This is a genomic window from Exiguobacterium sp. R-39, assembly GCF_049942815.1.
Classification (GTDB): domain Bacteria; phylum Bacillota; class Bacilli; order Exiguobacteriales; family Exiguobacteriaceae; genus Exiguobacterium_A.
Window position 1 is genome coordinate 2,398,624 of the sequence record NZ_CP187965.1, and the last position, 21,533, is coordinate 2,420,156.

At 49.9% G+C, this 21,533-nt stretch carries 25 protein-coding genes, 1 other RNA gene and 1 pseudogene; 3 read left to right on the top strand and 24 right to left on the bottom strand.

Translation table 11 applies throughout. The features are described from left to right. The first annotated feature begins 165 nt into the window (after positions 1-165). Positions 166-798 carry a class I SAM-dependent methyltransferase gene (locus ACP26N_RS12600; RefSeq protein ID WP_426353970.1) on the top strand — a complete coding sequence of 211 codons (633 nt, stop codon included), beginning with the start codon at positions 166-168 and terminating at the stop codon, positions 796-798. Between the two features lie 490 nt (positions 799-1,288). Here the strand turns inward: ACP26N_RS12600 and ACP26N_RS12605 are convergent, their stop codons facing one another. The 12 genes and pseudogenes from ACP26N_RS12605 to ACP26N_RS12660 all read right to left on the bottom strand — a co-directional run bounded on the left by ACP26N_RS12605 (position 1,289) and on the right by ACP26N_RS12660 (position 10,639). Then, complete coding sequence (locus ACP26N_RS12605; RefSeq protein WP_026827616.1) at positions 1,289-2,206, bottom strand: proline dehydrogenase family protein; 918 nt, start codon at positions 2,204-2,206, stop codon at positions 1,289-1,291. 84 nt (positions 2,207-2,290) lie between these two features. Further along, entirely contained in the window at positions 2,291-2,965 is a 675-nt protein-coding gene (locus ACP26N_RS12610) for a TVP38/TMEM64 family protein (protein ID WP_426353972.1), read from the bottom strand. Continuing rightward, complete coding sequence (gene trhA, locus ACP26N_RS12615) at positions 2,962-3,627, bottom strand: PAQR family membrane homeostasis protein TrhA (RefSeq protein WP_426355414.1); 666 nt, start codon at positions 3,625-3,627, stop codon at positions 2,962-2,964. The genes ACP26N_RS12610 and trhA overlap by 4 nt, the downstream gene beginning before the upstream one ends. A 223-nt stretch (positions 3,628-3,850) precedes the next feature. Beyond that, positions 3,851-4,466, bottom strand: a pseudogene (hisIE, locus tag ACP26N_RS12620) (bifunctional phosphoribosyl-AMP cyclohydrolase/phosphoribosyl-ATP diphosphatase HisIE). Further along, positions 4,463-5,212: an imidazole glycerol phosphate synthase subunit HisF gene (hisF, locus tag ACP26N_RS12625; RefSeq protein WP_026827613.1), complete on the bottom strand. Its 750-nt coding sequence runs from the start codon at positions 5,210-5,212 to the stop codon at positions 4,463-4,465. Before hisF ends, hisIE begins: the two are co-directional and overlap by 4 nt. Then, positions 5,206-5,910 carry a 1-(5-phosphoribosyl)-5-[(5-phosphoribosylamino)methylideneamino]imidazole-4-carboxamide isomerase gene (gene hisA / locus ACP26N_RS12630; RefSeq protein ID WP_214722093.1) on the bottom strand — a complete coding sequence of 235 codons (705 nt, stop codon included), beginning with the start codon at positions 5,908-5,910 and terminating at the stop codon, positions 5,206-5,208. The genes hisF and hisA overlap by 7 nt, the downstream gene beginning before the upstream one ends. Then, on the bottom strand, positions 5,883-6,470 hold the full coding sequence (gene hisH / locus ACP26N_RS12635) for an imidazole glycerol phosphate synthase subunit HisH (RefSeq protein ID WP_119923365.1): 588 nt from the start codon (positions 6,468-6,470) through the stop codon (positions 5,883-5,885). Before hisH ends, hisA begins: the two co-directional genes overlap by 28 nt. After that, positions 6,467-7,048 carry an imidazoleglycerol-phosphate dehydratase HisB gene (gene hisB, locus ACP26N_RS12640; protein ID WP_426353973.1) on the bottom strand — a complete coding sequence of 194 codons (582 nt, stop codon included), beginning with the start codon at positions 7,046-7,048 and terminating at the stop codon, positions 6,467-6,469. Before hisB ends, hisH begins: the two co-directional genes overlap by 4 nt. Continuing rightward, entirely contained in the window at positions 7,021-7,992 is a 972-nt protein-coding gene (locus ACP26N_RS12645) for a pyridoxal phosphate-dependent aminotransferase (RefSeq protein ID WP_426353975.1), read from the bottom strand. The genes hisB and ACP26N_RS12645 overlap by 28 nt, the downstream gene beginning before the upstream one ends. Then, positions 7,992-9,209, bottom strand: a complete 1,218-nt coding sequence (hisD, locus tag ACP26N_RS12650; protein ID WP_426353976.1) for a histidinol dehydrogenase — start codon at positions 9,207-9,209, stop codon at positions 7,992-7,994. Before hisD ends, ACP26N_RS12645 begins: the two co-directional genes overlap by 1 nt. Further along, the gene (gene hisG, locus ACP26N_RS12655; protein WP_012371233.1) at positions 9,209-9,817 is read right to left on the bottom strand and encodes an ATP phosphoribosyltransferase; all 609 of its coding nucleotides are present in this window, start codon (positions 9,815-9,817) and stop codon (positions 9,209-9,211) included. The genes hisD and hisG overlap by 1 nt, the downstream gene beginning before the upstream one ends. After that, positions 9,818-10,639, bottom strand: coding sequence for an ATP phosphoribosyltransferase regulatory subunit (locus tag ACP26N_RS12660; protein ID WP_426353979.1), 822 nt, complete (start codon positions 10,637-10,639; stop codon positions 9,818-9,820). A 131-nt stretch (positions 10,640-10,770) separates the two neighbouring features. Here ACP26N_RS12660 and hisJ point away from each other — a divergent pair, with 131 nt between their 5' ends. Then, positions 10,771-11,565, top strand: a complete 795-nt coding sequence (gene hisJ / locus ACP26N_RS12665) for a histidinol-phosphatase HisJ (protein WP_426353980.1) — start codon at positions 10,771-10,773, stop codon at positions 11,563-11,565. Between the two features lie 40 nt (positions 11,566-11,605). Here the strand turns inward: hisJ and ACP26N_RS12670 are convergent, their stop codons facing one another. From ACP26N_RS12670 to hxlA, 3 genes are all read right to left on the bottom strand, one after another. Further along, on the bottom strand, positions 11,606-12,385 hold the full coding sequence (locus ACP26N_RS12670) for a hypothetical protein (protein WP_426353982.1): 780 nt from the start codon (positions 12,383-12,385) through the stop codon (positions 11,606-11,608). Positions 12,386-12,546: 161 nt separating this feature from the next. Then, positions 12,547-13,095, bottom strand: a complete 549-nt coding sequence (gene hxlB / locus ACP26N_RS12675) for a 6-phospho-3-hexuloisomerase (protein ID WP_426353983.1) — start codon at positions 13,093-13,095, stop codon at positions 12,547-12,549. Continuing rightward, positions 13,096-13,731: a 3-hexulose-6-phosphate synthase gene (gene hxlA / locus ACP26N_RS12680; protein ID WP_426353985.1), complete on the bottom strand. Its 636-nt coding sequence runs from the start codon at positions 13,729-13,731 to the stop codon at positions 13,096-13,098. It abuts the gene before it with no gap. Positions 13,732-13,935: 204 nt separating this feature from the next. Here hxlA and ACP26N_RS12685 point away from each other — a divergent pair, with 204 nt between their 5' ends. Then, positions 13,936-14,301, top strand: coding sequence for a winged helix-turn-helix transcriptional regulator (locus ACP26N_RS12685; protein ID WP_012371239.1), 366 nt, complete (start codon positions 13,936-13,938; stop codon positions 14,299-14,301). A gap of 55 nt (positions 14,302-14,356) precedes the next feature. Here ACP26N_RS12685 and ACP26N_RS12690 read toward each other — a convergent pair whose 3' ends face one another. From ACP26N_RS12690 to rbsB, 9 genes are all read right to left on the bottom strand, one after another. Next, positions 14,357-14,866 carry a GNAT family N-acetyltransferase gene (locus ACP26N_RS12690; protein WP_188004653.1) on the bottom strand — a complete coding sequence of 170 codons (510 nt, stop codon included), beginning with the start codon at positions 14,864-14,866 and terminating at the stop codon, positions 14,357-14,359. Between the two features lie 175 nt (positions 14,867-15,041). Then, positions 15,042-15,539, bottom strand: coding sequence for an AAA family ATPase (locus ACP26N_RS12695; protein ID WP_426353986.1), 498 nt, complete (start codon positions 15,537-15,539; stop codon positions 15,042-15,044). 32 nt (positions 15,540-15,571) lie between these two features. Beyond that, complete coding sequence (locus ACP26N_RS12700; protein WP_426355415.1) at positions 15,572-15,919, bottom strand: short-chain dehydrogenase; 348 nt, start codon at positions 15,917-15,919, stop codon at positions 15,572-15,574. 167 nt (positions 15,920-16,086) lie between these two features. Then, positions 16,087-16,445, bottom strand: a transfer-messenger RNA (tmRNA) gene (gene ssrA, locus ACP26N_RS12705). 58 nt (positions 16,446-16,503) lie between these two features. Beyond that, positions 16,504-16,974 (bottom strand): SsrA-binding protein SmpB, encoded by a 471-nt coding sequence (gene smpB / locus ACP26N_RS12710; protein WP_014971147.1) that lies wholly within the window; start codon positions 16,972-16,974, stop codon positions 16,504-16,506. A gap of 32 nt (positions 16,975-17,006) precedes the next feature. Then, entirely contained in the window at positions 17,007-19,364 is a 2,358-nt protein-coding gene (gene rnr / locus ACP26N_RS12715; RefSeq protein ID WP_188004654.1) for a ribonuclease R, read from the bottom strand. 14 nt (positions 19,365-19,378) lie between these two features. Further along, a complete protein-coding gene (locus tag ACP26N_RS12720) occupies positions 19,379-20,119 on the bottom strand; it encodes an alpha/beta hydrolase (protein ID WP_028105784.1) in 741 nt (246 codons plus the stop codon). Between the two features lie 100 nt (positions 20,120-20,219). Next, the gene (secG, locus tag ACP26N_RS12725) at positions 20,220-20,453 is read right to left on the bottom strand and encodes a preprotein translocase subunit SecG (protein WP_012371248.1); all 234 of its coding nucleotides are present in this window, start codon (positions 20,451-20,453) and stop codon (positions 20,220-20,222) included. Positions 20,454-20,594: 141 nt separating this feature from the next. After that, a complete protein-coding gene (gene rbsB, locus ACP26N_RS12730) occupies positions 20,595-21,509 on the bottom strand; it encodes a ribose ABC transporter substrate-binding protein RbsB (RefSeq protein WP_026827595.1) in 915 nt (304 codons plus the stop codon). Positions 21,510-21,533 lie beyond the last annotated feature (24 nt).

Consider the following 21,533-nt stretch of genomic DNA (forward strand, 5'->3'; position numbering starts at 1 on the left):
ATTGAATGAACAACCATTCATTATTCTGACAAAAAAAGAAGCCGTCCGTTTTTTCACTGCTTCCTTCTACCTCTCCATCATAAATGAATTATCATTCAGTAGCAATAAAAAATCATCTATTGGTCAAATTTTCCTGTTAGACTGAAATCAAAAGGGGGAGTTCTCATGAAATCGACGGAACAACTATGGAATCAAAAAGCGACGGATTGGGCCGACCGGTCGGAGATGATGTGGACGACAGGCAGCCGGAAAACAATCATCCCGTTTCTGAAATCGGTCATCACGTCCGGTAAGTTACTCGATTTAGGATGCGGCGACGGCGCGGCTTGCCGGCTGCTCGCAGACGCGTTTCAAGTGACGGGTCTTGATTTGTCGGAAGAAATGATCCGGATCGCCCGTGACAAATCACCGGCACTCGACTTCGTCGTCGGAACCGGTGAAGCATTGCCGTTTGCGGATGATACGTTTGACGTCATCCTTGCCGTCAATTCACTCGAATGGTCGACGCGTCCCATTACGGCCCTAAAAGAAATCAGCCGGGTCGCCCCGCTCGTCGTCATCAGTCTGCTTGGACCGACGGCAGCACCACGGGCGTTGTCCTACCGTCGCCTGCACGGAGAAGACGCGCCGATGGGCAATACGATGATGCCGTGGGAACTCGTCCAACTGGCAGATGAACTCAGCTGGACGTTGCTTGAGGAAGCCGTCATTCAAAAAGAAGGTGCCGTCCTGACCGGTCACCGGTTGCTCGATCAGGCCCATGCGTTTTCCTGTTTGTTTGCGTTTCGGACGCGGTAAACGGATTGAGTGTTGAAGAACCAAAAAATCATACGTTCTAAAACAGACGTATGTCCACCCGCTTTTCTCGGGCGGGACGCAAGCTAGCTGTCATCTCAGCGATGGCCGGGTCTTGCCTGTCCCTGACGGAAGAAAGCTTCCTTTTCCCGTAGAAGTCGGGTGGATACGTCTTTTTGCTGATAAAACCCATTCAACGCAATCGTTCATCTGCTCACACCTATCAAGTAGAAAAAATCACTCGATTCATGCAACTCCTACAGGAAAAAGCACATTTTTTTTGCGCTGTCAGAGACAAACAAGACCCGACTTGCGAATAGCAAAGTCTGGCTTGTGTCTCGCCTGAGGAAAGTGCATGAATAACGAGTGATTTCTTTTGAGTCTCCCAGCCATATTAGCTACGAAAAGCACGGACAGAAAAAATCTTTCGAACAATTATTAAAAAATGATAAAAAAAGATGAAGCCATGACAGCTCCATCTCACGTTTCCCTATTAACCTTTAACCATGCCTTTAAGGACAAACGCCACGTTCGCTGGACGTTCCGCCAAACGGCGCATGAAGTAGCCGTACCAGTCACGACCGTATGGGACGTAGACGCGGACTTTGTAGCCGAGCTTCACGAGTTCAAGCTGACGTTCGACGCGGATACCGTAGAGCATCTGGAATTCGAATTTGTCGTTGCCGATGCCGTTGTCTTTTGCGTAACGGATGATCTGTTCAATCATCGCATCGTCATGCGTCGCAACCGCGGCATAGTTGCCGAGTGACAATTGCAGTTTGACGAGCTTGATGTAGTTGTGGTCCACATCTTCTTTTTCCGGGAAAGCGACCGTTGCCGGCTCTTTGTATGCCCCTTTGACAATCCGTAAGTTCGTCTCGAATCGTCCGACGCGTTTGATGTCGTCTTCCGACCGGTACAAGTACGACTGAATGACCGTTCCGATGTTATCAAAGGATTGACGTAATTCTTCGAACAATTGAATCGTTTTTTCACAACGCGGCTCATCTTCCATATCGATTGTGACGAAGACGCCGACTTCCTTCGCCCGTGTCAAAATCCGTTCCATGTTCGAGCGGATCAATTCATCCGAGATATCAAGACCAAGTGACGTCAATTTCAGTGAAAGTTGCGAGTCTAGTTTCTCTTCCGCAATCATTTCCACCGCACGAATACATTCCTGCGTCATCATTTCCGCTTCTCCGACCGTCGAAATGAATTCACCGAGGTGATCCATCGTGACGCACAATCCTTTTGAGTTCAAGTCTTGGATCGCGCGTTTTGAGGCTTCGAGTGAATCCCCAGCCACAAAGCGCCCTGCACCGAACTTCAGACCATACCGTTTCGCCAGACCATTCAATGTCTTATTTTGCGATAAGAAGATAAAACCATCCCGTAATACTCGTTCCATCACTCATTACTCCCCCTAAATAAATGCTAGGCTGTTTTACCATGTCGGTTCACATCTCTGCATTCATATTATGACATAAAGCGCTTACATGTGCTCGATGTTTTGTTTTTTTCGTAGTTTTCGTTGGGCAAAAAAACCAACGATGAAAAAGAGCAGGTACAAGAAAATCGCAAAGAAAAATTGCCAGGAAAACGGATCGCGCAGGCTGGCCCCGATATTGTTGTAAACAAAAGCTCCGGGAATGATGCCGAGGTAACTGGCGAGCGCAAACTGACGAAATTTAATTTTCGACAGACCGGACGCATAACTGATCGCGTCAAACGGAAACAGTGGAATCAACCGGACAATCAAGACGACGACGAATCCATTCGTTGCGATCCGTTCATCGAGAACCGTCAATTTACCGGTTCCGATGATCTTTTCGATGCCGCGTCGACCGAGCAGACGGGCAATCCAAAAACTTAATAAACTGCCGGTTCCGGCACCGACGACATCGAGAATCGTCCCGATCCACGGACCGTAGGTATAACCGCCAAACACCGTCAACAGGCTCGCCGGGAAAAAGACGAGCGGACGGATCGTATAAGCCAATATGTACAGCAACATGCCGAAGGCGCCCTGCTGACGAATCCAGTCAGACAAGGCTTGAATATCAAACTGCTCCATCATTCCGGAAAAACGGAAATACAGGAGCAGTCCAAGTCCAACAAGCATGTAGAGTGTAAACGGGAGCCAGTCCCGTAACTTTAAGTTTTTCAAGACATCGGTGCCGGTGTCGGAGCGACGTAATAGAAAATCGATAAGAAAATCAAGATACTGCCGGCGAGGACAAACAAATGCCAAATCGCATGATTATAAGGCAAACGGGCCCAGACGTAAAAGATGACACCAAGGGAATAGGCGAGACCGCCACCGAGCAGAAGTAAAAATCCTTGTAAGCCAAGCGCTTCATACATCGGTTTGATCGCAAACAGACAGCACCAACCGAGAATCAAATACGAGACGTTCGAAATCCAGACGTGTTTTCCGGTCGAATACAGTTTCCAGATGATACCGAGAATACCAACACCCCAGACGATGCCGAGCAACGTCCAGCCGAGTGGTCCGCGTAAGGTGATCAAGGCGAACGGTGTATAGCTCCCGGCAATCAATAAGTAGATTCCCGCGTGATCAAGGATCTGCAGCACTTTATTGGCACGCGTATGCATGAGTGAGTGCATCAATGTCGAGAACAGATAGAGTAAAATCATCGTCGCGCCAAAGATACTGACGGCGGTGATGTTCCAGGCACTGCCCGACTTCGAGGCTTGCAGGACCAGCAATACTAAAGCGACGATGCTGAAGATGACACCGAGTCCGTGGGTGATGGCACTAGCCACCTCTTCTTTAAGCGAGTCGCCTTTCGCAAGCAACTCTTCAATTGTTTCTTTTGATTGTTCTTTGATCGTTTTCGTGATTTCTTTTTTCGTGATCAAGATGACACCTACTTTCTGGACAAACAGACTATGCTCTTGATTATACGCCCGCTTTCTACTAAATGCCTATCAAAATGTTCTGACGATTTGATGACACTTCCTTTGTTGTTTTCCCACTTTTTTCAGCAAAAAAACTCTGCATCCCGTTCGAGGAATGCAGAGCCGTCGATTACCACTGTTCAATATCCGGTCGATCCTTAAACGTCGACTTCGTCCCGTGACGTTCGTTCAAAACCGCTTCAACGTCGGTAAACGATACTCCGCGATCAGCGAGCAACACCGTCAGATGATACAGCAAATCTGCTGTCTCTTCCGCCAGTGTATCGTCGCCCGCGAGGACGACTTCAAACGCTTCTTCGCCAAACTTCTTGGCGATTTTTTCCCGGCCGGCTTTGACCAGATAGTTCGTATAAGACGCCTCATCTTGTGACGCGATTTTTTCTTTTACTGTACGTTCAAGTTCATGTAGCATGCGGCACCTCCACTTCTGTATAGAAACATGTCCGATTGCCGGTATGGCACGTCGGTCCGTTCGCTTTGACAGTGATCAACAGACTGTCCTGATCGCAGTCGATCCACATACGGCGCAGTTCGAGCGTATGTCCGCTCGTCTCGCCCTTCGTCCAAAGGCGGTTCTTCGTCCGCGAGAAAAACGTGACGAGTCCGGTCACAAGCGTTTTGTCGTAAGCCGCCTGATCCATAAAGCCGACCATCAGGACATCGTTCGTCGTTTCATCTAAAATCACGGCCGCGACGAGTCCCTTCGAAAAATTCAATTCGATCATCGGACGTCGACTCCTCTCGCCTTCAAATAGTCTTTTGTCTCCGGCATCGTATAGGTCGCTTCGTGGAAAATCGATGCTGCGAGTGCTGCATCGGCTCCCGCTTCGAGCCCTTCCGCCAAGTGTTCGAGTGTCCCGACACCACCGGAGGCGATCAACGGCACATTGACGACTTCGCGTAAACGTTGAATCAATTCCAAATCGTAGCCATCCTTTGTTCCGTCTGCATCCATCGACGTGACAAGCAGTTCACCGGCTCCAAGCGAGACGGCTTCCTTCGCCCACTCGATTGCATCCCGTCCGACAGCTTGTGTGCCGCCGTGCGAGAAGACGCCCCACGAGTCACCGGTCCGCTTGGCATCGATCGCGACGACCGTCGCCTGAACGCCAAACAAGCGGCTGATGTCTTGAATCAGTTGCGGGTTCTGTAACGCCGACGAATTGAGGGAGACTTTATCGGCACCGGCACGAATCAAGCGTTTCGCGTCTTCCAGCGTCTTGATGCCGCCGCCGACCGTAAACGGCATGTAGATGACTTCTGCCACCCGCTCGACGATATCGAGCATCGTGTCGCGTCCTTCCTGCGTTGCCGAGATATCGAGCAAGACGAGTTCGTCGGCACCTTGTTCGTAATAGTATTTCGCGACGGCGACGGGATCTCCGAGGTCGCGCAGATTTTGAAACTTCACGCCTTTGACGACGCGCCCCTCCTTGACATCGAGGCAAGGAATGATCCGTTTCATCAACATACGCGAAGCACCTCTTTCAATGACAACGAACCGTCGAGCAAGGCACGACCGATGACGGCACCATCCATCCCGATCTCTTTTAAGCGGGCGACGTCTTCAACCGTCGTCACACCACCGGACGCAATCAGTTCAACGCCGTCCCGTTTTAAGCGGTCGAGTCCGTCGACATCCGGTCCCTGCATCATCCCGTCGCGGGAGATGTCCGTGTATAAAAAGGTCTTAATGCCTTTTTGAATCAAGTGTTCAATCGCCCGTTCGAGCGTCCAGTCACTCGCTTCGAGCCAGCCACGTGTCTGGACGATGCCGTCTTTGGCATCAAGTGCCACAGCCAACTTATCGCCGGCCCGCTCAATCATCTGTTCGAGCAACGCTTCGTCTTCGAGCGCGACCGTCCCGATCAAAATCCGGTCAATCCCGGCGCCAACGTAGGCTTCGACCGTTTCGATGTTGCGGACGCCGCCGCCGGCTTCAACGAACAAACCGGTTTCTTTTTTGATGTCCGCGATCAGGCTCAAGTGAAGAGGTTCACCGGCTTTGGCGCCATCAAGATCAATCAGGTGAATCGCTGTCGCACCATCTTCTTTAAACCGTCTCGCAATCGTCAACGCATCTCCGAAAAAGGTCTGCTGTTGAAAATCACCTTGTTTGAGCCGGACGGCCTGTCCGCTCATTAAATCGATTGCTGGGTAGAGTTGCATGTCGTCTCTCTCCATTCCTTAAGTAATTTCAATCCGACTTCGCCACTCTTCTCCGGGTGGAACTGCATCCCTGTCACCAAGTCCTTTTGGACGATGGCCGGGACGAGTCGTCCGTATTCGACCGAGTCGACGATCCAGTCCGGATCACAGACGGCACCGTACGAGTGAACGAAATAAACGGCTTCCCCATGATTCTTCAACTGATGCCAACCCATATGCGGCAAGCGAACGTCACTCGGTAACTTTTCGACTGTTCCCGGTAAAATACCGAGCCCTTGCGTCTGTCCGTCTTCATCACTTGATTCAAACAATAGTTGCATCCCGAGACAAATCCCGAGGAATGGTTTTTTCGTCGCTTGTTCTTGTAAGAACTCAATCAATCCCGTCTCTTCTAACCGGGCCATTGCCGGGGCATAGGCACCGACCCCCGGTAAGACGAGCGCTTCCGCCTGTCCGAGCAATTCCAGATCACTCGTGACGATGACGGCTTCTCCGAGCTCTTTTAACGCCCGTTCGATGTTGGCGATATTGCCGACACCATAATCTACGATCGCGATCATTGGTCAATCAGTCCTTTCGTCGACGGGACGCCGTCACCGGTTACGGCAACCGCTTGACGGACAGCCCGACCCAGTGCCTTGAACAGTCCTTCAATCATGTGGTGCGTATTCGAGCCGTAGAGGACTTGGGCATGAATCGTCATTCGGGCACTGCGGGACAAGCCTTGGAAAAACTCTTCCGCCAGTTCCGTATCGAAATCACCAAGCTTCGGATTCTTGAATTCGGCGAGGAAGACCGTATACGGACGACCGCTGAAGTCGAGGACGACCGAGGCAAGCGTCTCGTCCATCGGCACACGTGATTCGCCGTACCGTTCGATGCCGGCTTTGTCGCCTAACGCTTCCGTCAAGGCAGCTCCGAGAACGATGGCCGTATCTTCAACCGTATGGTGGGCATCGATCCAGAGATCGCCCTTTGCTTCAATCATAAGACCAATCCGGGCCTGGAAGGCAAACAACGTCAACATGTGATCGAAGAAGCCGACACCTGTCTTAATCTCAACCGGTCCGCCACTGAGGTCGACCGCGACCTTGATTTCTGATTCTGAACTTACTCGTTCACTTGTCCCACGACGCATTGCAGTTCCTCCTCTACACATTTCTCTAAGATTTCCATCGCTTCCGTCGAACCGCAACTGACACGGAAGGCTCCGTCAAACAAACGGATCCGCAGTCCGGCGTTGGCACAACGTTCAGTGAAGCGTTCAGCTTCGTCGTATTCAACGTAAACAAAATTCGCCGCACTCGGATACGTTCTGCCGAGCGGTTCGACCAGACGGGCAATCGTGTCCCGGCTCGCGAACGTCTCTTCCAAGACGAGATCCAGTTCCGGCTCGGCCATGATGGCAATCCCGACTGCAGCCGAGAGTCCAGAAACGTTATACGGCGACTTGATTGATTCGACTTCCGCGACGACCTGTTCACTCGCAATCAGGAAGCCGAGTCGCAAGGACGCGAGGCCAAATGCTTTGGATAACGTCCGGAGAATGATCGCGTTCGGATACTCATCGAGTAAACCGACCATCGATTGTTCGAGGGCAAAGTCGATGTAGGCTTCATCAATCACGACATATTTTCCGCTGTCGAGTAATCGGCGGATATCCGCTTCCTTCCGTAAAATCCCCGACGGATTATGCGGGTGACTGAGGAAGATGATGTTGCCCGGCGCAGCGAGCAGTCCGTCGACATCAAGTTCCATCCCATCGAGCAACGGGACTTTACTGAAGTCGGCGCGTGCGCGGTCGGCATAAAACTGATACATGACGAAGTCCGGTTGCGAGGCGATGACCGGTGACTCTGGACCGGCGTAGCGGGCACAGAGGTAACCAATCAGTTCGTCGGAGCCGTTCCCGGCTACGAGTTGCGTCGGACGGACACCGGCATAGGCGCTGTACGATGCTTTGGCTTGGTCGATGACTTCGACCGGGTATTCATTGATCGGAAACGTCTCGACGAGTCGTTTGATCGTCTCGATGCCAACCGGGCTGTGTGCCGTAAATCGTTCGTTTTGGTGTAATCGCATCAGTTCTCCCTCACTTCTATCGCTTGTGCGTGTGCTTCGAGTCCTTCGACGCGGGCGACCGTTTTCGCGGCATTTGCCAGTCGAGCGACACCTTCCTGTGTCGCTTCGAGCATCGTCTGGTGACGTAAGAACGTTCGTGCCGATAAGCCGGACGCAAAGCGGGCCGTCCCCGATGTCGGTAAGACGTGGTTCGTCCCGGCGACATAATCCCCGAGCGTTTCCGGTGTTTCGTGTCCGAGGAAAATCATACCGGCGTGACGGATCAACTTGACGACCTCTTGCGGGTTCGCGACAGCGAGCTCCAAGTGTTCGGCTGCCAAACAGTTTGCTTCTTCAATTGCTTCATCAAGTGAAGCAACGAAGACACCGCCGTTTTCCATCGCCCGGCGTGCAATTTCCTGGCGCGGTAACTGTTGCAAGCGACGTTCGATGTTCGCATCGACGTCCGCTTTCATCGCTTCTGTCGGGACAAAGGCAATCGCAACCGCGTCACGGTCGTGTTCCGCTTGTGCCAGGAGATCGGCGGCAATTCGGTCCGGATGCGCCGTCTCATCAGCGATGACGACGACTTCCGACGGTCCGGCGACCGAGTCGATGCCGACGATGCCGTAGACTTGACGTTTCGCTTCGGCAACAAACCGGTTACCCGGTCCGACGATCAAATCAACCGCTTGAATCGATTCCGTACCAAATGTCAAGGCAGCGACGGCTTGGGCGCCACCAATCGTATAGATTTCCGTCACACCGGCGATTTTCGCCGCGACCAACACTTCCGTGCTGAGTCCGGTGACCGGTGTCACCATGACGACCCGCTCCACACCGGCGACTTTAGCCGGAATCGCATTCATCAGGACGGTCGACGGATAACTTGCTGCTCCGCCCGGGACATAAATCCCGACCGAGTCAACCGGAACAAACCGTTGGCGACGGGTGACGTCCGCTTCGACGAGCTCGATGTCGGACGGCAATTCTTGTTCGTGCCACTCGACGAGTCGAGTCGCCATCAGTTTTAACGAATCGACCAGATTCGGATCGGCTTGATCAAACGCTTCTTGAATCTTCGTTTCATCCAAACGGAAGTCGGTCAGATCCACGCGGTCAAATTCACTTGTATAGCGACGGACGGCTGCATCGCCGTCGTTTGCCACTTGTTCCAGAATCGACCGGACGGCTTGCTCCGTCTCGCGGTCGACACTGAAGTTTTTTGTCGTTGCCATTACCGAGTCACTCCTTCTGTCAGCTGTTCGAGTAATTGAATCACTTCGACGCGTTTGCGTTTCAACGTCCACTCGCTTGTAAAGAATCGGGCGTTGATATCGATGATTTTTTCATATTCATTAAGACCGTTCGCCCGGAGTGTCTCACCCGTTTCGACGATATCGACGATCGCATCGGCAAGTCCGAGCAATGGTGCCAGTTCAACCGAACCGTTCAGCGGCACGATATCGACATCGACACCAAGTTCACTGAAGTAACGTTTCGCGATGACCGGATATTTGGTCGCAATCCGGACCCGGCGTCCGCCTTCGAACTGCAACGGTTCTTTCGCACAAACCGACATCCGGCAAATCCCGAATGGCAGCTCTGCCAGTTCCGACAATTCCTGATCCGATTCGAGCAGGATGTCGCTGCCGGTGATGGCGACGTCGAGGACGCCTTGGGCGACGTACGGAATCAAATCCGATCCTTTCATGAAGACGAATTCGTGTTCGCCGCGTTTGACGATCAATTCACGTTCGATCGCCCCCCATGTTTCGACGCCTGCTTCTTTTAAATACCGTTCCGTCGTTTTCGACAGCCGGCCTTTCGTAATCCCAATCCGCATTTAGAGCACCTCCGCGAGTCGTTCGACGGAAAATCCGATCCCGAACGCTTGTTGTTCCTGACCAAATTGTTCGTACAGCCGGTCGTATCGTCCTCCGACCAATACCGGCTCCGTCACACCTTCGATGAAACCGTGAATCGTCACGCCATCATAGTATGTCTGCAGCCCCATCTGTCCAAAGTCAAGATCGGCATTGACGGCGTCCGCTAAATCGATGACAGCATTTAAGCGGGTTTCGTCGACATACGGCAAGATCTGTTCCGCCCCTTCCCGACCAAACAAGAGCGGGAGTTTGGCGAGCAAGGCATCATCGAGTTCCCGGGCAATCCGTTTCAGTTCGATGACGTTACGTAACCGCAGCATCTGTGTCACTTGATCCCGCAGGTGGTGATCACCGACCCGGGTTTCAATCAAGTGTTCAATCAGTCCGGCGTCGCCGATCGACAACGTCACTTCTTTACCGGTCAATTCTTCGATCAACCGGACACCGAGTTGGATCGCTTCGACCTCGGCAATGACGCCCCGCTCTTCAAAACCGACTTGGAACTTTTCTTCCGGCTGGAAGACCGAACCACTGTAAAAGACGCGTTTATATTGTTCGCGGCCCCGCTCACTGAGCGCCCGCGCGACACTTGTCGTAAAATCCATCCGAATTTGTTCCCGACCACCGACTTCTTCAATTAAAGGGGTGATTAATCGGGTATAGTTAGATTGTTCGAGCCCATCCTCGAGTTGGCGGATGACACGTTGCAGGCGTTCAGCTGATGGCCCGACGTAGTCCGTCGCCCCGTCTTTGAGTCGAATCGTAGAAAATGATTGCATGTCGCCACTCCTTTATCTTGTTATCACTGTACCACGCTAAATTATTTAACGATAAGATACCTTTTTTGTGGTTCGATTGTCAATCCTTTTGCCTGTTTTCGTACTAAAAAAAACATATTGGAGGTTTTGTCATGCAATTGATTAAATGGGACGGTCACGTCCACAGCCCGTATTGTCCGCACGGAACCAAGGATCCACTTGAAGCGTATATCGAACGCGCCCTGTTACAAGGTCTCGAACGGATCAGCTTCACCGAGCACGCCCCGCTGCCGGAAGGACTCGTTGATCCGGCACCCGATAACGATTCCGGGATGTCGTTTGCGACAGCCGAACGCTACCTTGAAGAGTTAAAAACATTACGTGACACATACAAAAACGATATCGATATCCGGATTGGGATGGAGTTTGATTACTGGGAGCATGACGTTGACGGCACGCGGGATATCATCGCCCGTTATGGTCCCGAGCTGACGGACGGCATCCTGTCGCTCCATTACCTCTGGATCGAGGACCGGTATTACATGGTCGACTTCAGCAAGGAAAGTTTTGGTGAGATCGTCACGGCGACCGGCAGTGTCACGGCGGCTCACGAACGCTATTACGAAGGCATCCAGGCGCTCGTCATGACGAACCTCGGGACACATCAACCAAAACGCCTCGGTCACCTGACGTTGCCGACAAAATTCATTCAAGCCTATCCGCTCGAGCAGACGCCGGCGAACCTCGACGAGACGGTCCGGAAAATCCGGCAGGCGGACTTTACGCTTGATCTCAATACGGCAGGATTGCGGAAACCGTTGTGCGGTCTTTCCTATCCTTACCCGGAACTCCTGCAACTCACGCAGTCTTTAGGCATTCCGCTCGTTTACGGATCGGATGCGCACCTCGCGAAAGACGTCGGTGCTGATTTTGATTTGAAGTGGTAACAAAAAAATCCGGATGCCCCATGGCGTCCGGGTTTTATTTTTACGTCGGATACGGAAAACCATCCGAGCTGACAGGAGCGATCGTTACAGCCAACTGTTGCAGTTGAGAAAGCGACAGATTTCCGGTCACAAGGACGAGTTGATCGTCATCCACATAATACAGGTTTGTACCTTGCTTTTTCTGTTGTACGTAAGCCGTTCGACCGTCTGCAAGTGTGCTTGCCTTCCAATCAGATGAAGGAACGTCTTGTTTCGGAAGGACGGTAATTACTACAGCATCAGTTTTCGTATGAAATAGCCACATCCGACTGGAATCTTCACTGGAAATTGAACTACTGCCAATTGCTTGAAATGTCGAGAACGGTAGCTTCAGACCGTTCGCCGCACTTATAATTTTTATCGGTTTGATATCTTCATAGAGACCGCTCTTTAAGATCCAGCTCTTTGCCTGACGTTGGTACGTCAAGATGGCAAGACGCTTAGCACCTTTCGGGTACTGGAGCGTGACATAGGAACGGTCTCCGACGACGACACTACTCCAAAGATCGTTCGCTGTCGGATGAGCCGACGTCCCATCCCTAAATTGAAACTTCAGGTGACGACGGACACCTTCTTCAAATGAATCTGCCTCTTGCGGAAATGCATCAACCTTGATTCTCTTCACGATGGCGTCTGATGTGGTTCCACCATCAACAGTGGTATCGTCTATCCATTTCGTTTCTTGCTGACTGGATGCAGGAATTTGTTCCGGTTCCGCGCAACCGGTCAAGATACCCGTAATCACTAGGGCACTGACCAAACATGTTCGTTGAAATCGCATAGGTCTCTCCCTTTCCTTGTTTTTCCTTTCTTCCAGTATCGCACGGTTTATCATGACGCTTTTCATCAAACTGACAAAGAAGGGAAAATAGAATTTCCTCAAAAAAAGATTAGCCATCTCTTCAATTTAAGAAGAAGACTAATCTTTTTCACATATCTATTTCACTCTAAATTGGCATGTTTGCCGTACATTGTTTTTGAATCAAGTTGTTTCGCCGCCATGATGTGGAGAATCAAAGCATCGTAGAACAGCAACATCGTTTGTTCAAATAATGATCCCATCGGCTGAACCGTTTCGTCTGCCGTAGCCGTCCGTTCTTTCGGCACTCCCGGTAGCTTGACGGTTAAGTCTGCTAACTTCGCCAGTGTCGACGTCGGCTCAATCGTGACGACCGCGACGGTTCCACCGATCTGTTTCGCTTTCTCGACGATTGGGACAAGTGTTTTCGTCTCACCGGATCCTGATCCGATGATCAACAAGTCTCCTTCACGCAAGTTCGCGGTGACCGTCTCACCGACGACATATGCATCGAAGTTCATATGCATCAGACGCATGACAAACGCTTTTCCCATCAAGCCGGAGCGACCGGCTCCAGCGAGAAAAATCCGGTCTGCCTTCAGAACGGCTTCCGCGAGTTGCGTCGTATCGGCTTGATCAATCGCTTCGACCGTCGACGTCAGCTCTTGTAAAATCGTTTGAATATGTGTCATTTACGCCTCTTGCAGCATCCAACGCATCGTTGACGCTGTTCCTTGTTTGTCGTCTTGTCCGGTAATCCCACCACCGACGATGATGAGGTCTGGACGCGCTGCGATGACTTCTGGTAATGTCTCCATCTTGATGCCACCAGCAACTGCTGTTTTTGCGTTTTTAACAACTGATTTGATTGTCGCGAGATCCTCGAACGAGTTTTGACCGACGGCTTGAAGATCGTAACCTGTGTGGACACAGATGTAGTCAACACCGAGTTCATCAAGTTCTTTCGCACGTGTCGCGATATCTTTGACAGCGATCATATCCACCAAAATCTTCTTGCCTGATTTTTTCGCTTCTTCAACGGCACCCTGGATTGACATATCTTCGGCAGCTCCAAGAATCGTCACGATGTCGGCACCGTGTGCGACAGCTTGGCTGACTTCATAGCCGGCAGCATCCATGATTTTTAAGTCGGCGAGAACCGTTAAGTTCGGGAATGCGACTTTCATTTCTTTAACAGCGCGAAGCCCTTCGTTGATGACGACCGGTGTCCCGATCTCAACGATATCCAAGTTTTCTTCACCAATTTCTTTGACTAAAGCGATGGCACCAGCTGTATCGACTAAATCGATTGCGAGTTGTAATTTCATGATCTATCTCTCCCATTCTTCTCTCTATTTATGGATCCTGGCACTTCCTTCTGACGTTCATGAAGGAACATGACTAAATATAATCCTCATAGACGAACTTGGGAAGTACGCACTTTTAATTTACATAGTGCGGTTTTTCATACATAGTGCGGAAAAGTATACTGTCGATGACAAGAGGGCTATACTAAAAAAGGAGGTGGATTGATGCCACATTTTGAAGACCGGCAGTTTAACTGTGAAAAGGAATTGACCCTATCGATCATCGGGGGGAAATGGAAAATGCTGATTCTTTGGCACCTCGGTAAAGAAGGCACCAAACGCTTCGGAGAGCTGAAAAGTCTGATGCCCGGCATTACGCAACGGATGCTCGTCAATCAATTACGGGAGCTGGAAGATCACCATATCATTCACCGGGAAGTCTATCCGGTCGTTCCGCCGAAGGTTGAATATTCATTGACGCCACATGGCTACAGCCTGATGCCGATTTTAGATGCGATGTATGACTGGGGTAAGGATTATGCGAAAAATGTCCTCGAAGTCGAGTTCGAACAACAAAAATTATCACAATAAAAAAGATGCTCGTCTGTCCCGTCTCAATCTGAGAGGAGGCAAGCGAGCATCTTTTTTAGATTTCTTCTGCTGTAAAAATCTTTGACATCGCCAGTTCGTCGACGTATTCGCCGTCAATGAACAGCGAGGCAATCCGCGTTCCTTCGATGTTAAAACCAAACTTATGATACAACTCGATTGCCCGCAGGTTATCTTTCCGAACCGTCAGTTCCAGCCGGACGAGTCCCGCTTCAACGGCAAAGGCATCGACTGCTTCGAGTAATCCGGCACCAAGCCCGCGACCCGTATAAGCATCCAGCAAGCCGATGACGAGATTCGCGCGGTGACGGATCCGACTTGGTTTGCCACCGACGACCAACACATAGCCGACAAGTTGCTCATCGACATCAACAACGAAGATATCTGAGTTCGCGGCCTGACCAAACCGTTCGATGAACGCTTCCGCCTGCTCCGTCGACATGCTGCGTTCTTCCGGTTCATACAACATATATTTCGTTTCCCGATCAATCCGTCGCATCAAATCCGATAAGGCCTTTCCGTCCATCAACGTGGCACGTCGTATCATAGATGTCAGCTCCATTTCCATAAAACATAATATGAAAAAAATTAGTTCTTTTAGTGTACTTGATTAAAACGTAACACGTAACCCTTTTTGACATCTTGAATTGCTCTGCACTGCATTTCTTATCAACAAAGATGTCGTTTAAGTAGTATACGTGTAATTCGGTACATTCCCCTTTTTATGAACAGGGTGATTCTTTGATTTGATGAAGAATTAAGTCCACGATGTCTTGTTGACTCATATCGGTGGTGAGCATTATTTCTCCGTTTATCCCTAACTGATCGTTCGGAATCCACCAGGTATTTAAACGTTCTTCTCCAAACTCTTTTGCAGAGGAACGTAACTTATGTCGCTCGACCGTTTCTGTAAAAGGTAAATCAAAGTAATAGGCAAAGACGTGATAATCAAAGTAGTCAACGAGATCAAGTAGTAGTTCTTCATAAACTTGTTTTTTCAATATTCCCTCTAAAATAACCACTTTGCATGTACCTTTACCAAATTCCGTAATTCTTTTAATTAGCTCGATTGACATATTCCCCAGTGAGTCCGGTACCATTAGCATCTCGCGACGCACAATATCTTGTGAAACAAGCAGCGTTTCTTCCCCTAAATTTTTTTGAAGCATTTTTGCAATTGTTGTTTTCCCGCTTCCAGAATTCCCACGTAAAATAATCAATTTCGTCTCGACTTTAATCAGACCTTTCAAAATTAAATTCCGAAATGAATCATGTACTTTTCTTCTTCTATCGCTTTTGTAATAATCAAAATCAGTTTTTGAAGTTCCTTAGATTTTTTAAAATAACTTGAAGAAATGACGATACTATAAAATAACGAAAGTGACTCAGGTGGAATAATTGTAGTGCCATGGTACGCTAAACCACAAGCTGATCGATTAAATGTCTGGAAATATGTTTTCATAATTAACAGTTGCTCCATTAAGTCGCTAACAATATTGTCACCAACACTAATGCAATTAAACTTCTTTGGTTCATAATCAATATAAATTGAGAGATTTTTGTGGTTATCAATAATCCCAAACTCGTGGGTAAGTGCTATAGTTTTCACCTTCTCATAATTAATGTATTGGGCTTAACTTCATTATTCCAAGTATATCTTTTTAGTATTAATACAACTTTTTATTTTTAAGGTTCAATAAAAATCTATAAAAAAAACCCTTGATTTACAAGGGTTTTGACAATCTTTGAAATCCTTAAGATTTCAGGGTATGGAGACGGTGGGAGTCGAACCCACGTCCGAAGGCATCGTATACTTAAGCTTCTACGTGTGTAGTCAATTTATTGGGATCTCGTCGTCAGGCTGCCAATTGACAGGCGTCCGTCCGACCAGTCTGATTCCATCTCTTCTCTTTCCCTCCAGACGGAAGGGTCCAAGCGTAGCCTGTTTAAAGTGAGACCCTAGAAATCAGCCGACCAGGCGACGGCTGCTAGGATCCGTAGTAGCTATTAAGCTGCTGCGAGTTGTGTGTTAGTTTTGCCAGTTATGGCTGATGCGTTTTAACGAGGCCGACCCCTCGACACGCCACAGAAGACCGAACTACCCCCGTCGAATCCGTAACGTCCCCAAGATATAAAATTGGGGCTTTCCGAATACTATTATAATAGCAGAAAAGTGTTACGGGTTCAATACTTTTGCTTGTCGCGTAACGCACGGTCGATATCACGCTTCGCATCCTTCTTCTTCAGATCGTCACGCTTGTCGAATTTCTTCTTCCCGCGGCCAAGTCCGATCAGACATTTAGCGTAGCCGTTCTTGATGTAGACCTTTAGCGGCACGATCGTGTAGCCGTCTCGCGAGACGAGTCCCATTAAGTTTGCAATCTGTTTTTTGTGCAGCAACAGTTTCCGCGGACGGAGCTGTTCGTGGTTGTACCGGTTCCCTTGTTCGAAGTGGGCGATGTTCGAGTTCCAGAGAATCGCTTCCCCGCCGTCAAAGCGGACGAACGCGTCGCCGATACTGATTTTTCCTTTACGGACCGATTTGATTTCGGTTCCCGTCAAGACGAGACCCGCTTCAATCGTATCTTCAATCGCATAATCAAACGACGCCCGTTTGTTGTTGGCTAATACTTTTGAACTTGTACCTTTTGGCATCTCTCTTCCACCACATTTCTAAACAGAAGCGCTTATTTGCGCTTCCGTTTTTTATTCGAGACCGCTTTATGGAACGGCGGTTTATCCTTCTTGTCCTTCAGCGCGAAGCCTTTGCCTTTCGACTGGTCCTTCGGCTTACTCGGACTCTTCGACTTCCCGCGACGGTCGTCTTTCTTGTCGTCGCGTTTTTGTCCCGGACGGCCGCCGCTTGAACGGATCGTCTTCGACTCAAAGCGTTTTTTCGGTTGGCGTTCCGGCATTCCGACGACTGCAAAGTCGATCGTCTTCTCATCGATGTTGACACCGGTGACTTTAATCTCGACGACGTCGCCGATCCGGAACTGTTGTTTCGTCCGTTCGCCCATCAATTGATAGTTCGCTTCGTCGTAGCGGTAGAAGTCATCAGTCATCGCCTGGATGTGGACGAGTCCTTCAATCGTGTTCGGTAACTCGACGAACATCCCGAAGTTCGTTACGCCACTGACGACACCTTCAAACGTCTCGCCAATGTGTTGTTCCATATACTCGGCTTTCTTGAGTGCATTCGTTTCGCGTTCCGCGTCAACGGCACGACGTTCGCGTTTTGAAGCGTGATCGGCGATTTCCGGCAAAATCGCAGCATAACGGTCCTGTGTGTTTTGCGATTTATCATTAAAGATGATGTACTCGCGCAGGAGACGGTGGACCATCAAGTCCGGATACCGGCGGATCGGTGACGTGAAGTGTGTGTAGAAATCAGTCGACAGACCAAAGTGACCAATCGGTTCGACGTCATATTTAGCTTGTTGGAGCGACCGTAACATGACCGTACTGACGACGGCTTCTTCCGGTTCGCCTTCAACGGCGTTCAGGATCGATTGCAACGTCTTCGGTGCGACCGACTCACCTTTACGTTCAACGTTGATGCCGAAGTTCGCGATGAACTTGAAGAACGTATCGAGACGTTCTGCTTTCGGCTCATCGTGGATCCGGTACATGAACGGCAGTTTTTGGTGCTGGACGTGCTCCGCGACTGTTTCGTTCGCGGCGAGCATGAACTCTTCAATCAATTTTTCAGCAACCGACCGTTCGCGTAAGATGATTTCGCTTGTCTTACCTTCTTCGTTGACGAGGACTTTCGCTTCAGGGAAGTCGAAGTTGATTGCACCACGACGCGAGCGGCGTTCACGGAGAATTGCAGCCAGTTCCGCCATCTGATCGAAGTTCGCGACGAGATCATGATATTTTGCGACCACTTCTTCGTCTTCGCGTTCGATGATTTTACGGACATCGGTATACGTCATCCGCTCCACGGTCTTAATGACACTCTGTAAAATCTCATGGTTGACGACAACCCCGTTTTGATCGATCTCCATGATACAGCTGAGTGTCAACCGATCAACGTGCGGGTTGAGTGAACAGATCCCGTTCGACAGACGGTGCGGAATCATCGGAATTACCCGGTCAACGAGATAGACACTGGTTCCGCGTTCGCGTGCTTCTTCGTCGAGCGGTGAATCTTCCTTGACGTAATGTGAGACGTCGGCGATGTGGACACCGAGCTCGTAGTTGCCGTTTGCAAGTTTCTTGACGTGGACTGCGTCATCGAGGTCTTTTGCGTCCGCGCCGTCAATCGTGACCGTGACTTCCTTGCGTAAGTCGACGCGACCGACGAGATCTTTCTCATCGATTTGATCCGGAATGTCATTTGCTTCCGCAATCGCTGCGTCCGAGAAGTCGACGTTGATGCCGTGCTTGTGGACGATCGACAGGATATCGACACCCGGGTCGTTTTTATGCCCGATGATTTGTAAGACTTTTGCTGTTCCGGCGTAACGGCCGTCCGGATACTTCGTAATCCGCGCGAGGACTTTATGTCCGTCGACGGCACCGAGCGTATCTTCGTTTGCGACGACCGGCAGGAACGTCAACTTCGAATCATCCGGCTCGATGTAGGCGATTGACTCAATCCGTCCTTTTGGACTGACAAACGTCCCGACGAAATCAGCCGGTCCGCGCGAAAGAATCTTGAGTAACTTTCCTTCACGGCGGTCCCCGCCGTTTGATTCAGCAAAAACTTTGACGAGGACACGGTCCCCGTTATAGACATTGCCGAGCTCCGGTGCCGGCAGGAAGATATCGCCTGCAGAACCGTCTTCCGGTGAAACGAATCCGAATCCACGTTGATGGACCGAGATTTTTCCGGCGACTTGTCCGATTTGAGCGAGGGTTCCGTATTTGTTCGAACGGGTCCGCGCGACAAGCGCTTCTTCTTCGAGTTCATTTAACGTCCGGATCAGTTCCTTGAACTGTGCCGTATCCGTTAATTCCAGTTTTTTCGTTAATTGATCAATCGACAACGGACGTTCGTCCGCCGCGATGACCTCTAATATGCGTTCACGTAATTCCAACGTGACACCTCCAGTTAATGGCTCCAGTTCAAGCCGTCCAAAAATTCATGGATGTCTTGGTGGAGCGTTTCTTTTTCTTTGTCGAGCGTAATGACATGACCTGAGTTCTCATACCAGATCAGATCTTTTTGTAAGGCACTGACACCATCATGGATGATATTGGCTGAATCGGTGTTGATCATATGATCATTGCGGGCTTGGATGACGAGTGTCGGTGCATAGACATCTTCGAGTGAATCGCGTGTCTCTTTCAGCAAGGCTTGCAGATCCTTTAAGGTCGGCATCGGTTCGAACACAGCCATCTCCTGTTCGATTTCCTCGACCGATTTTCCTTCTCGCTTCTTAAATTCTCTGGCATACTCCGTGACTCCTGCATACATGACGTCTTCACTTTTGATGTAAGCCGGTGCACACATCGGAATGACCGCTTTGACCGGACGATGCATCGAAAGTCGAAGCGACATGACACCGCCGAGCGACAGTCCGCAGACCGCAATCTCGTCGTATCCTTTCGCTTTTAACTCTTCGTAACCGTCGAGGACATCCTGCCACCAGTCGGCTGGCCCAGTCTTCGTCAGCTCTTCGGGTGGGGCAGCGTGCCCTTTATATTGTGGTGCCAGTGATGTATAACCATGTTTTTGCAGGTAACGTCCGAGCATCCGGACATCGGCGCTTGAGCCAGTGAAGCCGTGCAACAACAGAACGGCCCGGTTGCCGCCTTCAAAAAAGAATGGTTTTGGTAATGTGATTTTCATAAAATGATTCCCCCTCTAACTCTATACCCCAAAATGAAAATTTAGAAATCGAGAAATACGAAAAAACGACAGCGCAATCGGACGGCTGTCGTTTCAGTACTCACTTATAAAAAGCGACGAGTAACGCCAAGATAAAGAATAATGCCCCTAAAATAGACGCTACACGATTTAGGACCGCATCCAAGCCACGGGCTTTTTGGCGACCAAATAATTGTTCTGCTCCACCTGTCAATGCTCCGAGTCCAGCCGTACGGCCTGACATCAAGAGAACGACGATGATGAGAAGAACGGAAACGACGATGAGGCCGACAAGAGCCACGTTATGAATGATCATCGATGATCCTCCTTCAGTAATATACGCTTCTTTCATTATAGAGAAAAACAACTACGGGAACAAGGTATAGATTCGCGAAGTTCATCTTACCTCCAAAAAACACCAGCCGGCTGACAAAATCAGCCCGGCTGGTGAGGAAAATTATTGTTTGATGAGATCGAGTTCGACTGGAATGTTCTTCTCGACTGTTTCCCCTTTAAGGTGTTTGATCGCTGTGTCGATCCCCGTTTTACCGATTTCTGCCGGTTTTTGAGCAACGGTTCCTGCCATTTTACCATCTTCGACTGCTTTGACCGCATCGTCTGTTGCGTCAAACCCGATGACTTTGACATCTTCCATGCCCGCTGCTTTCAACGCTTCGACGGCACCAAGGGCCATTTCATCGTTGTGTGCGAAAACCGCTTTGATGTCTTTGTTGTTTTGCAGAATGTTTTCCATGACCGACAGACCTTTTGCCCGGTCAAAGTTTGCGGATTGTTTCGCAACGACGTCAAGCTTGCTGTCGACTGCCGCATGGAAGCCTTCGCCACGGTCGCGTGTTGCAGATGCGCCCGGGATTCCTTCGAGTTCAACGACTTTCGCTTTGTCACCAACGAGTTCGATCATGTACTCACCCGCTTGTTTCCCACCTGCGACGTTATCCGACGCGATGTGCGCGATGACGTCGCCGGCTTCTGCATTGCGGTCAACTGTGATGACTGGGATGTCAGCATCGTTTGCTGTTTGAACAGCTGCACCGACTGCTGCTGAATCGGTTGGGTTGATCAAGATAAGATCGACTTTCTTTTGAATCATGTCTTCGATGTCGCTTGCTTGTTTGGCCGCATCATCTTGTGCATCCGCGACTTGTAATGTTGCGCCTTGTGCTTTTGCTTCTTTTTCTGCCCCTTCTTTAAGTGAAACAAAGAACGGGTTATTGAGCGTCGAAATCGACAGACCAATCTTGAAATCTTTTGTTTTCTTCTCTTTTTCCGTGTCACTGCCCGGTTGTTCCGTCGAACAAGCCGCTGCGAACACCATTAAAGCCATCATGACGAGTGCGAGTAGTTTTTTCATATCAATATCCTCCTTTTGGATGGT